The 16,746-nt window shown below is 62.0% G+C and carries 10 protein-coding genes; 8 read left to right on the top strand and 2 right to left on the bottom strand.

The genetic code is table 11. The features are described from left to right. The first annotated feature begins 27 nt into the window (after positions 1-27). The 7 genes from dgcB to BT125_RS07160 all read left to right on the top strand — a co-directional run bounded on the left by dgcB (position 28) and on the right by BT125_RS07160 (position 12,625). Positions 28-1,977 carry a dimethylglycine demethylation protein DgcB gene (gene dgcB, locus BT125_RS07190; protein ID WP_072405832.1) on the top strand — a complete coding sequence of 650 codons (1,950 nt, stop codon included), beginning with the start codon at positions 28-30 and terminating at the stop codon, positions 1,975-1,977. Then, complete coding sequence (locus BT125_RS07185) at positions 1,977-3,197, top strand: electron transfer flavoprotein subunit alpha (protein WP_072405831.1); 1,221 nt, start codon at positions 1,977-1,979, stop codon at positions 3,195-3,197. The genes dgcB and BT125_RS07185 overlap by 1 nt, the downstream gene beginning before the upstream one ends. A 12-nt stretch (positions 3,198-3,209) precedes the next feature. Next, on the top strand, positions 3,210-3,980 hold the full coding sequence (locus tag BT125_RS07180; protein WP_072405830.1) for an electron transfer flavoprotein subunit beta: 771 nt from the start codon (positions 3,210-3,212) through the stop codon (positions 3,978-3,980). Between the two features lie 321 nt (positions 3,981-4,301). After that, the gene (locus BT125_RS07175) at positions 4,302-4,868 is read left to right on the top strand and encodes a GNAT family N-acetyltransferase (RefSeq protein ID WP_072405829.1); all 567 of its coding nucleotides are present in this window, start codon (positions 4,302-4,304) and stop codon (positions 4,866-4,868) included. Positions 4,869-5,878: 1,010 nt separating this feature from the next. Then, complete coding sequence (locus BT125_RS07170; RefSeq protein WP_072405828.1) at positions 5,879-9,331, top strand: GMC oxidoreductase; 3,453 nt, start codon at positions 5,879-5,881, stop codon at positions 9,329-9,331. Between the two features lie 153 nt (positions 9,332-9,484). Next, positions 9,485-11,353, top strand: coding sequence for a c-type cytochrome (locus BT125_RS07165; protein ID WP_072405827.1), 1,869 nt, complete (start codon positions 9,485-9,487; stop codon positions 11,351-11,353). 27 nt (positions 11,354-11,380) lie between these two features. After that, positions 11,381-12,625, top strand: coding sequence for a metallophosphoesterase (locus BT125_RS07160; RefSeq protein ID WP_072405826.1), 1,245 nt, complete (start codon positions 11,381-11,383; stop codon positions 12,623-12,625). A 114-nt stretch (positions 12,626-12,739) separates the two neighbouring features. Here the strand turns inward: BT125_RS07160 and gbcA are convergent, their stop codons facing one another. Then, entirely contained in the window at positions 12,740-14,032 is a 1,293-nt protein-coding gene (gene gbcA / locus BT125_RS07155; protein ID WP_072405825.1) for a glycine-betaine demethylase subunit GbcA, read from the bottom strand. Between the two features lie 284 nt (positions 14,033-14,316). Here gbcA and gbcB point away from each other — a divergent pair, with 284 nt between their 5' ends. Continuing rightward, entirely contained in the window at positions 14,317-15,417 is a 1,101-nt protein-coding gene (gbcB, locus tag BT125_RS07145; protein WP_060743118.1) for a glycine-betaine demethylase subunit GbcB, read from the top strand. Between the two features lie 117 nt (positions 15,418-15,534). On the opposite strand, the gene BT125_RS07140 is transcribed toward gbcB, so the two are convergent. Continuing rightward, positions 15,535-16,575, bottom strand: coding sequence for a threonine aldolase family protein (locus BT125_RS07140; RefSeq protein ID WP_072405824.1), 1,041 nt, complete (start codon positions 16,573-16,575; stop codon positions 15,535-15,537). Positions 16,576-16,746 lie beyond the last annotated feature (171 nt).

The following is a 16,746-nucleotide window of genomic DNA, read 5'->3' as shown; positions in this document are numbered from 1 at the left end:
AGACCTGAGGTCTTTGGGAGCTTCACCATGCTGAACACCCTTCTTCCAATCCTGCTGTTCGCAGCCCTGGGCCTCGCGGTCCTCGGCGCCTTGCGGCGGGTGAACATGTGGCGCCGGGGACGACCGGCCAAGGTCGACCTGATCGGCGGTCTCTTTGCCATGCCCAAGCGCTACATGGTGGATTTGCACCACGTAGTGGCGCGGGACAAATACATTGCCAACACTCACGTCGCCACGGCCGGTGGTGCGGTGGCGTCGGTGGTGCTGGCGATCCTGGTCCACGGGTTTGGCCTGCATAACCGCTTCCTCGGTTATGCGTTGCTGTTGATGTCGGCCGTGATGTTCGTCGGTGCGATCTTCGTCTACCTGCGTCGACGCAATCCGCCCGCCCGTTTGTCCAAGGGCCCGTGGATGCGCCTGCCGAAAAGCCTGCTGGCGTTTTCGGCGTCGTTCTTCTTGGTGACCCTGCCGGTGGCGGGCATCCTGCCGGAGAACTTCGGCGGTTGGCTGGTGGCGGCGGTCCTGGGTGTCGGTGTGTTGTGGGGCGTGTCGGAATTGTTCTTCGGCATGACCTGGGGCGGGCCGATGAAGCACGCCTTCGCCGGTGCCCTGCACCTGGCCTGGCACCGCCGCGCCGAGCGCTTTGGCGGCGGCCGTTCCACCGGTCTCAAGCCGCTGGACCTGAACGATCCCGCCGCGCCACTGGGCGTGGAGAAACCCAAGGACTTCACCTGGAACCAACTGCTGGGCTTCGACGCCTGCGTGCAGTGCGGCAAGTGTGAAGCGGCCTGCCCGGCGTTCGCGGCCGGCCAGCCGTTGAACCCGAAAAAACTCATCCAGGACATGGTCGTCGGCCTCGCTGGCGGCACCGATGCGAAATTCGCTGGCAGCCCATACCCGGGCAAACCTGTGGGCGAACATGCGGGTAATCCCCATCAGCCGATCGTCAACGGCCTGGTAGACGCCGAGACCCTGTGGTCCTGCACCACCTGCCGCGCGTGCGTCGAGGAATGCCCGATGATGATCGAGCACGTCGATGCCATCGTCGACATGCGCCGCCACCTGACCCTGGAAAAAGGCGCCACGCCGAACAAGGGTGCCGAGGTGCTGGAAAACCTCATCGCCACCGACAACCCTGGCGGCTTTGCCCCGGGCGGGCGGATGAACTGGGCGGCGGACCTGAATCTGAACCTGCTCAGCGAGAAGAAATCCACCGACGTGCTGTTCTGGGTCGGCGACGGTGCCTTCGACATGCGCAACCAGCGCACCTTGCGCGCGTTCGTCAAAGTGCTGAAGACGGCGAAAATCGATTTTGCCGTGCTCGGCCTCGAAGAACGCGACAGTGGCGACGTGGCCCGGCGCCTGGGTGACGAAGCGACATTCCAGCTGTTGGCCAAACGCAACATCCAGACCCTGGCCAAATACAGCTTCAACCGCATCGTCACCTGCGACCCCCACAGCTTCCACGTGCTGAAAAACGAATACGGCGCCTTCGATGGCAATTACTTGGTGCAGCACCACAGCACCTACCTGGCGGAGATCATCGACGCCGGCGCGCTGAACCTCGGCCAGCACAAGGGCGACAGCGTGACCTATCACGATCCGTGCTACCTGGGCCGCTACAACGGCGAATACGAGGCGCCGCGCCAGGTGCTGCGTGCGCTGGGTATCGAGGTCAAGGAGATGCAGCGTTCCGGTTTCCGTTCGCGTTGCTGCGGCGGTGGTGGTGGTGCGCCGATCACTGACATTCCAGGCAAGCAGCGGATTCCGGACATGCGCATGGACGACATTCGCGAAACCGGCGCTGAGCTGGTGGCAGTGGGTTGTCCACAGTGCACCGCGATGCTCGAAGGCGTGGTCGAACCGCGGCCAATGATCAAGGACATTGCCGAACTGGTGGCTGACGCACTGCTTGAAGACGCAGCCCCGAGCAAACCCGTTGCCCCAGCCAAACGTGAACCTGCGGAGGTGCATTAATGAGCGACATCATCCGCCGCGACCCTCGCGCCGAGTGGATCGCCCGTAACCGTCTGCACCCGCTGCACGCGGCCATGCAGCCGGTCCAGCACAGCTGGATGGGCCCCAACGGCGTCATTCGCAAGAACGTTCATGGCATCGGTTTCATCGGTCCCAACGGCATCAAGCGCATCGACCGCAGCGGTGCCCAGCAGGGGGGCGCGACCAAGCGTACCGCCGCGACCGAAGTGCAATTGCCGCTGCATCAGGTGCCGCAACCGGCGTTCTACATCAGTGTGGTGCCGGACATGGTCGGTGGTCGCCTCAGCAGCCACGACCGCGATCTGCTGGGCCTGGCCCATCAGCTTGCGGGGACGGACGGCGCGGTACTGGCAGTGGTATTCGGCGAGCACAAGGAAAACGCCTTCGCCACGGCCGGTGTCGACCGCTTGCTGGTACTGGAAGGTGAGGCCTTCAGTGGTTATGCACCGGAACAACGGGTCCAGGGCCTGCGGGCTGTGGATAACCAATTCAACCCACGCCATTGGCTGCTGCCCGACAGCCGCACCGGTGGCGGTGAACTGGGCCGGCGTTTTGCCGCAGCCCTGGGCGAACGCCCGGCCACGCGGGTCTGGCAGGTCAAGGGCGAGGAGTGCATTGGCCGCGCCGGCGCGGGCCTGCAAGACTTGGCCCGGCCGTTGGCGCGCTTGATCCTGGCAGCGGCCGAATGCGCTGAGCCGGTCAGTGAAACCCGTCACGAAGCCCTGCCGGTGGAGTTATCCACAAGCGTGGCGCGCAGCTTGTCGCGTATCGAAGATCTGGGTGCGGTGGCGGTGGACCCGGGGGCGATCCCGATGGCCGAGGCCGAATTCATTTTCTCCGGCGGCAACGGGGTCAAGGACTGGGCACTGTTCCACCAGACCGCTACGGCCCTGGGCGCCACCGAAGGCGCTTCGCGGGTGGCGGTGGACGACGGCTTCATGGCGCGGGACCGTCAGGTCGGCGCATCCGGTACCTGGGTCACGGCACGGGTCTACGTGGCCGTGGGGATCTCCGGGGCGATCCAGCACCTGCAGGGCATTGGCGCCTGCGACAAGGTGGTGGCGATCAACCTCGACCCGGGTTGCGACATGATCAAACGGGCAGACCTGTCGGTGATTGGTGACAGCGCGGCGATTCTCCAGGCCTTGATCGCGGCGGTAGAGGCTTATCGCAACGAAGCCAAGCGCGATGCGGCTTAAAAGGATTCAACCATGAGTACTCAAGTGATCAGCCTGGTGTCCATCGGCGCGCACCCGACCTCGGGTCGGCCTCGGCGTGCCGAACAGGATGCCCGGGCCGTGGAACTGGGCCTGCAACTGGCCGGCAACGACCTGCAAGTGCTGCACGCCGGTGACGTGGCCGAACCGGCCCTGCGCGCCTACCTGGGCATGGGCCTGGATGAACTCCACGTCCTGGAAAATCCCGACGGGGCCGACGCCCTGCCGGCCCTGACCGAATACCTGCGTGACGCTGGCGCCCAAGTGGTGCTGACCGGTAGCCAGGCGGAAACCGGTGAAGGCTCGGGCATGCTTCCCTTCCTGCTGGCGGAAAACCTCGGTTGGCCGTTGGTGGTGGGGCTGGCCCAGGTCGAATCCATCGACGGCGGCGTGGCCCTGGTGCTGCAAGCCTTGCCCCGTGGCCAACGGCGCCGTCTCAAAGTGCGCCTGCCGTTCCTGGCCACTGTGGATAACGCCGCGCCAAAACCTCGGCAAAGCGCCTACGGCCCGGCCCGGCGTGGGGCATTGCATGCCGAGGAAGTCGAAGTGATCGACGACACCTTGCTGGCGGTGGCGACCCTGCAACCGGCCAAGCCACGCCCCAAGCGCTTGAAAGTGATCAAGGCCAAGAGCGGCGCCGACCGCATGAAAGCCGCCACGGCCAAGGCTAGCGGCGGAGGCGGGCAAGTGCTCAAGGGCGTGAGCCCGGAGGCGGGGGCCGAGGCCATTCTCAAGTTGTTGATTGAGGAAGGGGTTGTTCGCTAACCCCAGGAATACCTCAATTCCGGAGGGAGCGAGCTTGCTCGCGAAGGCGGTGTGTCAGCGACGAAAATGCAGCCTGACATACCGAATTCGCGAGCAAGCCCGCTCCCACAGGGGTCATATGTTTACCCATAATGCCCGCGTGCACCACTGTGGATAACCTGCTCGGCCCGCCGCGGTAAACCAGGCCATCCAGGCCTGCGCTCAAAAAACACCCACCTGACCTGCTGCAACATCCGGCCATAAAACCGCTGGCCTGGCGGGTTGCCGTGACTCAAGCCTGTGGGTGAAAAAGGTCGTTTCATCGCCAATGGAGTCCTATCAATGGAAGTAGCAATTCGCCCGGCCTTGCCCACGGATGCACGGGAGATCGCCCGTCTGTTCCGGATTTCCTCAGAGGGTGCGTCGGATTACATCTGGAGTCAGCTGGCGGAGCCTGGTCAGGATCTGCTTGACGTGGGCGCCGCGCGTTATGCTCGGGAAGGTGTAGATTTTTCCTACCAGAACTGCCTTGTCGCCCAGGCCAACGGACAGGTCATCGGCATGATGCACGCTTATGTCACGCGTCATGATCCACAGGCGGCCCCAGTCACAGACCCGGTCCTGGCGCCCTACGCCGACATGGAAGTGCCCAACACCCTCTATATCTCAAGCTTGGCCCTGCATGAAGGCTGGCGTAACAAGGGGCTCGGCGTTCGCTTCCTCGAACTGGCGCAACAGCGTGCCGATCAACTGGCACTCAAGGGCCTGAGCCTGATCGACTACGCCGCGAATACCGGCGCCCGGCGTTTTTATGAGCGCCATGGCTTTGGCATCGTCAAAACCTGTCAGGTCGTCCCGCATCCGTTGATTCAAGTAACGGGCGCGGCCTACCTCATGCATCGGCCGTAGCAGGTTGGCCCAGATCCCACAGGGGCATGTGTTTACCCACAATCCCTGTGCGCGCCTCTGTGGATAACCTGTTCGCCCCTCGCTGCACCCCATGCAAATCGGGCCCTGCCGGCCTCCGATCAAAAAGTAGCCAGTCTAACCCACGGTTTTTATTGGCTTTTTGTTGTGAATAACGACTCCTATCAGGCGAAACTTGCCCCCAATCTCTGTTGGCGCTTCTGTGGATAAGATGTTCGCTCAATGCTGCAAGCCATACGGAACAAGGCGTTCAGTGGATTGATCATAAAATGATCGATTGGTGTTTTTTATCGGTAAAACCTCCCGAAAACCGCGATTTACAGGCCGTCCCAGAGGTTTTCCACAGAATCGTCAAAATTACCCCCAAACACTGTTGGCGCTTCTGTGGATAAGGTGTTTGCTCACCGCCACAGCCCATGCTTATCGGGGCTTACAGGGATTTGTTCAAAAAACAACCGATGAACCCGTAAAACCGTGATTGTCCATAAGTCACGGTTTTATTCACTTTGCCACGGAGAAAATGCCCGACTTACGCACACTTGTCCCCATTTGCTGTGGGTGGCCTTGTGGATAACTTGTTCGCCAAACGCTACAGGCCACGGCAAGCATAGCGCAAATCGCGATAGATCAAATTTCATACAGTTCTAAGGCCCAACCTTGACGCAGGTCTTTCGGCTGTCTTCACTTCCATGGCACAAGGACATCGCACTTTATCCACATCAGGTTCAGGGAGAACACATGATGGATAGCACGCACCCCCGCTCGCACCCGCTCCCCCTGTTGACCTGCGTCCCGGCACCGCCTGCTTCGCTGCATAAACGCATCCACCGTCGCGCCGCCAATCAGCGTGCACGTCTATAGCGTCCGTTTTCCCCCCCTGTAGCACCGCTGACTGCCGCTGGCCCCTGCACGGGACAATGGCCAGGCGTTCGTGCGCCTGTCGATTTGCAGGCAACCGCAGAGTTGCCCCTTCTGCCTGAGAGGACTTGAACATGACACGGATCTCAACCCCCATCAGTGATATCCAGGAGCATTACGACGTCGTCGTCATCGGTTCCGGCTACGGTGGCGGCATTGCTGCCTCGCGCCTGTCCCGGGCCGGACGCAAGGTGTGCCTGCTGGAGCGTGGCCGGGAGATCCAGCCCGGCGAATACCCCAACACCCTGCTCGCGGCCACCGAGGAACTGCAGGTCCATGACCCGGACGGGCATATCGGCTCGCGCACCGGGCTGTTCGACCTGCACGTCAACGCCCAGCAGAACGTGGTGGTCGGTTGCGGCCTGGGCGGCACGTCGTTGATCAATGCCAACGTTGCGCTGGAGCCGGAGCCTGGCGTGTTCGACGACCCACGCTGGCCCCTGGCGGTACGGGAGCACCGCGACACGCTGCTCAAGGACGGCTACGCCCGGGCCCGGGAGATGCTCAAGCCCAACCCTTACCCGACTTCAGAACCGAACCTGCCCAAGCTCGACGCCCACAAGAAGTCGGCCGATTACCTCAAGCAAGGCGCGCATTTCTACAAGCCGCCGATCAATGTGACCTTCGACAAGCTGCCCAACAACCTCAACCACGTCGGTGTCGAACAGTTGCCCTGCAATGGCTGTGGCGATTGCGTCTCGGGCTGTAACAACAAGGCCAAGAACACCACGCTGATGAATTACCTGCCGGATGCCTGGAACCACGGCGCGGAGATTTTCTGCCAAGCCGAGGTGCGGCACCTGGAGCGCGACGGCAACGGCTGGATCGTGCACTTCCAATACCTGGACAGCGGCCGCGAGCTGTTCTCGGCGCCCACGTTGTTCGTGCGGGCCGATATCGTGGTGGTGTCCGCCGGCACCCTGGGCTCCACCGAAATCATGTTGCGCTCGCGGGACAAGGGCCTGGCCATGTCCGGCCAACTGGGCGAGCACATGAGCGGTAACGGCGACATCCTCGGGTTCGGCCACAATTGCGACCAAGTCATCAATGGCATCGGTTTCGGCGCCCATCCGGCCAAGGAGCTGGAGCCGGTGGGGCCGTGCATCACCTCGATCATCGACATGCGCACCGAAGGCGACTGGCGCAGCCGCATGGTCATCGAGGAAGGTTCGATTCCCGGCGCCCTCGGCCGGGCCATGGTGCCGAGCATGGCGGCGTTTGCCGAAATGATCGGCGTGGCCACCGACACCGGTTTCGGTGCCAGCCTCAAGTACAAGGGCCGGGAGGCCGAGAGTTTCCTGCGCGGGCCGTATTACGGCGCGCTGCACAACATGCAGACCTACTTGATCATGAGCCATGACAACGCCAAGGGCCGCATGCTGCTCGACAACAAGGACCAGTTGCGCATCGACTGGCCCGGCGTCGGCGAACAGGAGAACGTTACCCTTGGCAACGAGCGGCTGCACCAGAGCACCAAGGCCCTGGGCGGGATCTGGGTCGAGAACCCGATCTGGACCAAGCTGCTCAAGCACAGCATCGTCTCGGTCCATCCCCTGGGCGGTTGCGTGATGGGCGAGGACGCGACGCAAGGGGTGGTGAACCACAAGGGCCAGGTGTTCAGTGGCGCCAGTGGCACCGATGTCTACCCGGGCCTGTACGTGACTGACGGTGCGGTGATCCCCACGTCCCTGGCGGTCAACCCGCTGCTGACCATCTCGGCGGTAAGCGAGCGCAACATGGGGCTGCTGGCGGCCGACCGTGGCTGGATCATCGACTACACGCTACCCTCGGCCCCGCGCAAAGCGGTGGCGCCGCCGACCCTCGGCGTGCAGTTCACCGAAACCATGAAGGGCTACTTCTCCACGGCCTTCACCCAGGCCCAGGGCACCGATCTGAGCCTGTACGAAACGGCGGCCAAGCGCGGCAAGGCCGACAACTCGCCCATCGAATTCACCCTGACCATCACCGCCGCCGACCTCAACCGTCTGATCAAGGAGCCGGAGCACGCCGCAACCCTGGTGGGCACCCTCGATGCACCGCTGCTCTCACCGCTACCACTGGTGGCCAGCAATGGGGTGTTCAACCTGTTCGAGCAGTACCAGGAACAGGTCGGCGTACGGCACATGAACTACGACATGAAGCTGACCGCCGAGGACGGCAGCGACTATTACTTCAGCGCCTTCAAGACCGTGCCCGAGGACAACGGCGTGCTGAATATCTGGCACGACACCAGCACGCTCTATGTCACGCTCTATCGCGGGCCGGACAAGACCGGCACAGTGATTGGCAGCGGCGTGATGCACATCCTGCCGGCCGACTTCGCCAAGCAGATGACCACCATGAAAGTGCTCAACGCCCGCAACGAGCGTGAGCGCGTTGAGGCATTGGCGCGATTCGGCAAGTTCTTTGCCGGGATCCTGTGGGAGAGCTACGGCGGTGTCTTCGCCGGCGACGTCTATTTCAACCCGGACGCGCCGCCCCGGTTGAAACGGCCATTGGATGCGCCGGCGCCGGTGGTGCATTTTTTCCAGACTGAAGACAACGTCGAGCTGCGCCTGACCCGTTATCAGGCCGGCACCAAAGGTCCGGTGATGTTGGTGCATGGCTTGGGTGTGGGCTCGAACATTTTCTCCACCGACACCATCCACACCAACCTGCTGGAATACCTCTGCAAGCACGAGTACGACGTTTGGCTCCTGGATTTGCGGGTGAGTATCCTGCTGCCGGCCAGCAAGCACGAATGGAACGGCGACCAGGTGGCCCAGTACGATTTCAAGGCGGCCATCGAACAGATCCAGCAAGCGACCCTGGCCCGTGACGTGCAGTGCGTGGTGCATTGCTACGGTGCGACGACGTTCTTCATGTCGATGCTGGCGGGGCTGCAGGGCGTGCGCTCGGTGGTCTGCTCGCAGATCGCCGCCGACACGGTGGTCGCCACCGCCACCGGCCTGAAGGCCGGTTTACACTTGCCGGGGATGCTCGATGCGATCGGCATCAAGTCCCTCACGGCCTATGCCGACACCAAGGAAAGCTGGTTCAACAAACTCTACGACAAGGCCCTCAATGGCTATGCCCGGATCGAGGCCCAGGGCTATTGCACCAACCCGGTCTGCCATCGCATCACGTTCATGTATGCATCGCTGTACCGCCACGACACGCTCAACGAAACCCTGCACGACAACCTGCATGAGTTGTTCGGCGAGTCGAACATCCAGACCTTCGAGCACTTGGCGCTGATCGTGCGCAAGGGGCACCTGGTGGACTTCAAGGGCAACGACGTCTACATGCCGCATTTCGATCGGTTGAAGTTGCCGATCTGCTTCATCAGCGGTGCCGACAACCAGTGCTACCTGCCGCAAAGCACCCTCAAGACCTACGAGCGACTGTGCGAGATGCATGGCCCGCAGTTGTTCAGCCGCCACGAAGTGCCGGGGTATGGCCATATCGACTGCATGTTCGGCAAGGATGCGGTGGTGGATGTGTATCCGATCATTCTTGGGCACTTGGAAAAGACTGCCCTCGGCTAGGGGCACAACTGATCCGTGGCGAGGGAGCTTGCTCCCGCTCGGCTGCGCAGCAGTCGTCGCTTCTGAAATCTGGGGCCGCTGCGCGACCCAGCGGGAGCAAGCTCCCTCGCCACAAAAGCTTTGCTCTGAGCCAAGAATAAGGAAAAGGATGCCATGAACGCTTACATCCGCTGGTTCCAACGCATCATCTGGGTCGGGATCGTCATGAACATGTTCTTTGCGATTCCGGCGTTGTTCGCGCCGGCGTTGCTGACGTCCATGATCGGCCTGCCACCTGTATTGTCCGATCCCTGGCTGGAGAACGCCGGCATGTTGCTGGTAGGGATCAGCCTGTTCTACATGCCCTCGGGGTTCAACGCGCCGCGTTTCGTCGTGCATTCGTGGTTGTGCGTGCTGTCGCGGCTGGTGGCGGTGGTGTTCTGGATCTACCTGATCAACACCAATGACCAGGGCCAATTGTTTGTGCCGATGTTGATGGGCGACCTGAGCATGTTCCTGATCCTGGGCGTGCTGCTGTACCTGGGCAGCCCGGTGGCCAATCGTCCGCGGGCCCTACTGTGCGCCGGTTGGCGGGAATGGCGCGCCGGCTGGGCGCTGCGCTGGCAGAGCCACGGGTTCAAGGTCGGCATGTGGGTGGTGGTCGTGTTGCTGGGTTTCATTGGCTACCAGACCTGGTACCAAATGATCCGGGAGGTGCCGCAACCGGACTTCGCCTCCGACGAAGACCATTACAAATACGCCGCCATCGGCCTGGGCATCGAGGCGCGGATTCCCTACTACCTGTTCGCCGTGCTGCCGCAAATGTGCCCGGAAAAACTGCCCAAGCCGGGCGGCTACGAAGTGTTCGGGTTTCTCTATGAGAACGGCAAAGACCTGCCCATCGGCATGGCCAAGCGGCAACTCGGTTACCCCACTGTCGAGCCCAATTGCGCCCTGTGTCACACCGGTTCCTACCGGGCCAATGTCACTGACGTGGCAGTGCCGGTCGCCGCCGCGCCGGCCAATACCCTGCAACTGCAAGCCTTCCAGTGGTTTGCCTACGATTGCGCCAGCGACCCGAAATTCACTCCCGAGGCGGTGATGGCGGCAATCAATGGCAAGTTCCAGTTGGGTTTTTTCGAAAAACTGTACAACCGTTACTTGATCATCCCGATGGCCAAGAGCGCGCTGCTCAAGCAGAAGCAGGCCTATGCCTGGCAGAAGCTGCGCCCGGCCCAGGGGCCAGGGCGGACCGACACCTTCAACCCGACCAAAATGGTGGTGTTCGGCTTCCCGGATGACTCCACCATCGGCACCGTGGATCTGCCACAGGTCTGGAACCAGAAACCCCGCGAGTCCATGTACCTGCATTGGGACGGCAATAACAACCAGATCCACGAGCGCAACTACGCAGCGGCCATGGCCGTGGGCGCGACGCCGGAATCGGTGCTGCCGCCGAGTTTCAACCGGGTGACCAACTGGCTGCTGGGCCACAAGGCACCGGTCTGGCCGTTCGCCCTGGACTCGGCGAAAGTCGCCCAGGGCAAACCGATCTGGGAGAAAAACTGCGCGGGCTGCCATGATTTCGGCCGCAGCGATACCGGCCAGGTCACCACCAACATCGACCAGTTGGGCACTGATCCCCATCGCCTGAATTCCTTCACCACAGGCCTGGTGACGGCGTTCCACGGCTTCAAGAAACCGCCGTTCGACTTTGGCGCCTACCGCAAGACCCAGAGCTACAGCAATACCCCCACCGATGGCATCTGGCTGCGGGCGCCGTACCTGCACAACGGTTCGGTGCCGACCCTGTGGGACTTGCTGCAACCACCGGAACAGCGTCCGCAGGTGTTCTACACCGGCTCTGACATTTACGACCAGGAGAAGGTCGGCTTCGTCACCAGCGGCGCGCAAATGAAAGCATCGGCGGATTTCAAATACGACACCCGCCTGGAAGGCAACCACAACGGCGGCCACCTGTATGGCACGCAACTGCCGGACGTCGACAAACGGGCCCTGATCGAATTCATGAAGACCCTGTAGCCCAGGGCACTGCGAAGGAGCGTTCACATGTCATTACTGCACCATTGGGAACATGAGTTCGACAAGGTCAAGGTCCGCCTGCACGGGTTGGTCACGCGGCTGGAGATGTCCTGGAAGAAACTCGTCAACGACCTGGAGCCCGAGGAGTTTCAAGCCATCGTCAAACTGTTGCAGCGCGGGCACGACCAGGCGCGGCACGTCATCGAGCATGGCGACCTCCCGGATGACGAGCCGGCCGTACCCTGGGAGCTGGCCCACGGCCTGTCGATCCTGAAGATCGGCAACCCCACGCCGTTGCCGCAAAGCGAAGACGAACTGCCGACCCGGGTGCTCAAGGACGGCACCTTGCTGGGCTGCCGCAAATGGGAGCTGCTGGACCTGCTGTGGAGCGAGGCGCTGCTCAAGTGGATCGAGAACCTGCGCCACCATGCACCGTTCGCCACCAATCCGGCCCTGGTGAAAATGGACAGCGACGTGGTCCTGGCCATCGCCGGCGACTGGGGCACCGGGCCCTTCGACAGCCACGCGCCGGCGGTGGCCGTGGCCAACCAGATGCAACTGGCCCAGGCCGATTTCACCATCCACCTGGGGGATGTGTATTACGCCGGCACCCACTCCCAGGAAGACGTCGACATGGTCGGTTGGCCCCAGGGCAAGCACGGCTCGTTCACCCTCAACTCCAACCACGAGATGTACAGCGGTGCCCACGGTTACTTCAAGGAACTGGCCAAGCGTTTTCCGGTGCAGCAAGGCACCAGCTACTTTGCCTTGTACAACGACGACTGGCTGGTGGTTGGCCTGGACAGTGCCTACGCCTCGGACGCGATGAACCTGTACATGGACGGCACCCTCAACACCCAGCAGATCGAGTGGATGAAAACCCTGCCCAAGCGCAAGAAGTTGATGGTGCTCAGTCATCACCAGGGCTTCGATATTTCCGGTCACAACAAGACCGCCCTCTACCAGCCGGTGTGCGATGCCCTGGGGCGTGAGCCGGATTACTGGTATTGGGGGCATTTACACAACGGCATCTGCTACGCGCCGCAAGGCGGGTTGCACGCGCGCTGCGCCGGGCACGGGGCGATTCCCTATGGCACCACCAGCGAGCTGAACGGGCATGCCCGGGTGCTTTGGTCGGAAACCCAGTTGGCGGGAGACGAGGCGTATCCGGAGCGGGTGTTGAATGGGTACGTGAAGGTGCGGTTGATGGGGGAGAACATCGAAGAGACGTTTTATGGGGAGGATGGGTCGGTGCGGTGGTCTTCCAAATAATGGGTTGAATGCTAGATCGCTTTCGCGAGCAAGCCCGCTCCCACATTCGACCGCATTCTTTCTGAAGAAACTCGGTCAACTGTGGGAGCGGGCTTGCTCGCGAAGCTTTTGCTGTCAGCCCTGGACCGGAACGCCCTTGAGGTACGGTGCAGGCTCGGCCCCGAGGTTGTTGAGCATGCGCTCGCTGTACCAGTCCACGAAGTTCACCACGCCGAACTCATAGGTCTTGGAGTATGGGCCAGGCTGGTAGGCGGTGGAGTTGATGCCGCGCTGGTTTTCTTCGGCCAGGCGACGGTCCTGGTCGTTGGTGGCGTCCCAGACTTCACGCATGCGCGCCACATCGTAGTCCACGCCTTCGACCGCGTCCTTGTGCACCAGCCACTTGGTGGTGACCATGGTTTCCTGGGCGCTGATCGGCCACACGGTGAACACGATGATGTGGTCGCCCATGCAGTGGTTCCACGAGTGCGGCAGGTGCAGGATGCGCATCGAGCCCAGATCCGGGTTCTTGATGCGGCCCATCAGCTTGGCGCAGCCTTGCTTGCCGTCCATGGTCATCGATACGGTGCCCTTGAGCAGTGGCATGCGCACGATCCGGTTGCGCAGGCCGAAACTGGCGTGGGCGTAAGGGATCTTCTCGGCGTCCCAGGCGGCGGCGGACGCGGCCACGTGGTCTTTGAACGCCTGGTCGGCCCGCGGGTCGGTGACGTCGTCCCATTCCAGCAGGGTCTTGAGCAATTCCGGGTGCGAACCGCCGCAGTGGTAGCACTCGCGGTTGTTTTCCAGGACCAACTTCCAGTTGGCCTTTTCCATCAAGGTGGTTTGCACCGCCACCTTGGTGTTTTCCATGTCGTACGGTTCCATGTAATGGTTCAGCGTCGACAGGAAATCATCGATGGCCGGCGGGTTCTCGGCCAGGCTGATGAAGATGTAGCCGCCCGCGGTCTTCACGTTCACGGGTTTCAAGCCATACTGCTTCATGTCGAAGTCGGCGCCCATCTCGGTGCCGGCGAACAGCAGGCGACCGTCCAGCTCGTAGGTCCACTGGTGGTAGTGGCAGACCAGTTTGGCGACCTTGCCCTTTTCGCTGGTGCACAGCCGCGAACCGCGGTGGCGGCAGACGTTGTGGAACGCGTGGACCACACCGTCGGCGCCGCGGATCACGATGATCGGGTTCTTGCCGACTTGCAGGGTCAGGTAGTTGCCCTTGGCCGGGATCTCGCAGGTCATGCCGGCGATCAACCATTCCTTCTGGAAGATTTCCTGCATGTCGATATCGAACAGGCGCTCATCGCTGTAGAACGGTTGCGGCAGCGAGAAGGTGCGCTCGCGCTCTTGCAGCATTTGCGCGGTGGCCTTGCGTGCGGGTTCCAGCGGATCGCCCAGGCTCAGGGTAGTGGTGTCCATCGTTTTATCCTCGTGGCCCTCTAAGCGGAGCCGGTGAAAATGACTAATCGGTTGTGCTACGCAAGGCAGAAAACTTTGTTTATCTGTTGGGGCGAGTGTGGGGCCGCGCAGGGGGCGAACCTTATCCATGGGCGACATGGCCCAATCTGTTCCCGACGCGCAAGCCCCGGTAGTTAAGGGCTGGTCGCGATAAGTATGTGAATGTCGCAGATAGGTAAATGGTCACCCAAGCGCCTGCGCACAATCGCCATCATGAAGGCCGACAGTCGGCCGTGGAGATCAGCATGTCCAATAACTTCCTGAACCCGGTCACCACCCAGACCTGGGCCAATGGCCGACATATCGTACGTTGCGTCAAAGTCATCCAGGAAACCTGGGATGTGCGCACCTTCTGCTTCATGGCCGATCAGCCGATCATGTTCTTTTTCAAGCCGGGGCAGTTCGTCACCCTGGAGCTGGAAATCGAAGGCCAGCCGATCATGCGTTCCTACACCATCTCCAGTTCGCCGTCGGTGCCCTACAGCTTCTCGGTCACCATCAAGCGCGTGCCGGGGGGCAAGGTGTCCAACTGGCTGCACGATACGTTGCATGAAGGCCAGGAGCTGGCGGTGCACGGGCCGGTGGGGTTGTTCAACGCCATCGATTTCCCGAGCCCGAAAGTCCTGTATCTGAGCGGTGGCGTGGGAATCACGCCGTGCATGTCCATGGCCCGCTGGTTCTACGACACCAACGCCAATGTCGACATGACCTTCATCCACAGCGCCCGGTCGCCCAAGGACATCATCTACCACCGCGAGCTGGAACACATGGCATCGCGGATCGATAACTTCAGCCTGCACCTGATCTGTGAAAAACATGGCCTGGGCGAGCCTTGGGCCGGGTATCGAGGTTACCTGAACCACAAAATGCTGGAATTGATGGTGCCCGACTTCCTCGAGCGCGAAGTGTTCTGTTGCGGCCCGACCCCGTACATGACCGCGGTCAAGCGCCTGCTGGAAGCGGCTGGCTACGACATGAAGCGTTACCACGAAGAATCCTTCGGCGCCACGCCACCGGAAGCCCGTGCCGACGCCGTGGAACAGGCCGAACAAGCGGCCGACGCGCCGGAAGTCGATGCGGCGGACCTGCACCTGGTGGAGTTCACTTCCTCTGGCAAGAGCATCCGCGTGGGCCCGGGCGAAACCGTACACGCCGCCGCCGCCAAGCTCGGCATGATGATCCCCAAGGCCTGCGGCATGGGCATCTGCGGCACCTGCAAGGTGCTGAAACTGGGCGGGGAGGTGGAGATGGATCACAACGGCGGCATCACCGAAGACGACGAGGCCGAGGGCTACATCCTGTCGTGCTGCAGCGTGCCGAAGGGGGATGTACGGATCGAGTTCTGATCCGTTCTCTCTGGCGGGTGATGAGCTCTTGTGGCGAGGGGATTTATCCCCTCGCCACAGGTTAGTCATGTCCCCAGGCCAAACAGTGGTCCGGCCCGGTCTTGAGTGAGTCTTTCCTTAGCCGACCATCACTTCCCGAATATCTGCCGCCAATTCCCGCACCCGCGCTTCTTCGGTATCCCACGAGCACATGAAGCGTGCGCCGCCCTTGCCGATGAAGGTGTAGAAGCGCCAGCCCTTGGCGGTCAGCGCGGCGATGGCCGGTTCCGACAGTTGCAGGAAAACGCCGTTGGCCTGGACCGGGAACATCAGTTCCACGCCGGGAATGTCGTTGACCAGTTCTGCCAGCAATTGGGCGCAGTGGTTGGCGTGGCGGGCGTGTTTGAGCCAGGCGTCGTTCTGTAGCAGGCCGACCCAGGGCGCGGACAGGAAGCGCATTTTCGACGCCAGTTGCCCGGCCTGTTTGCAGCGGTAGTCGAAATCCACGGCCAGGTCATGGTTGAAGAACAGAATCGCTTCCCCTACCGCCATGCCGTTTTTGGTGCCGCCGAAGCACAACACATCCACGCCGACCTTCCAGGTCAGGTCCGCCGGGGAGCAGCCGAGGAAGGCGCAGGCGTTGGAAAAGCGCGCGCCGTCCATGTGCAGGTTCAGCCCCAGTTCCTTGCAGGTGACGCTGATGGCGCGGATTTCATCCGGCGTGTAGACGCTGCCGACTTCCGTGGCTTGGGTCAGGGTGACGACCCGAGGCTTGGGGTAGTGGATGTCCTGGCGCTTGAGGGCGATCTCGCGGATCGCTTCGGGGGTCAGCTTGCCGTTTTCAGTACGTGCCAGCAGCAGCTTGGAGCCGTTGGAGAAGAACTCCGGTGCGCCGCATTCGTCGGTTTCGACGTGGGCGGTTTCCGAGCAGATCACGCTGTGATAACTCTGGCACAGCGAGGACAGGGCCAGGGAGTTGGCCGCCGTGCCGTTGAACGCGAAGAACACTTCGCAGTCGGTTTCGAACAAGGCCCGGAAATCGTCCGCCGCGCGGTGGGTCCACTCATCGTCGCCATAGGCACGTTGGTGACCCTGGTTGGCTTCTTCCATGGCGGCCCAGGCTTCGGGGCAAATGCCGGAATAGTTGTCGCTGGCAAACTGTTGACTCTTGTCGGTCATGGCCTTGCTCCTGAATAGAGAGTCCTGGATAAAGAGATCCCTGGCGGAATGCCCGGGTGGGGCGCTCCTTGGTTCGGCGTGTTTGGGTCCACAGCGCCGTGGTCGATACTGGTGCGCACTTTACCCAAGATTAGTGGGGGAACACACCGGATGTTTCTGTCGGAAAGTATC

Source organism: Pseudomonas sp. NFACC04-2 (assembly GCF_900119265.1).
GTDB classification, from domain to species: Bacteria; Pseudomonadota; Gammaproteobacteria; order Pseudomonadales; family Pseudomonadaceae; genus Aquipseudomonas; species Aquipseudomonas fluorescens_AA.
This window is presented reverse-complemented; position numbering and strand designations above follow the sequence as displayed.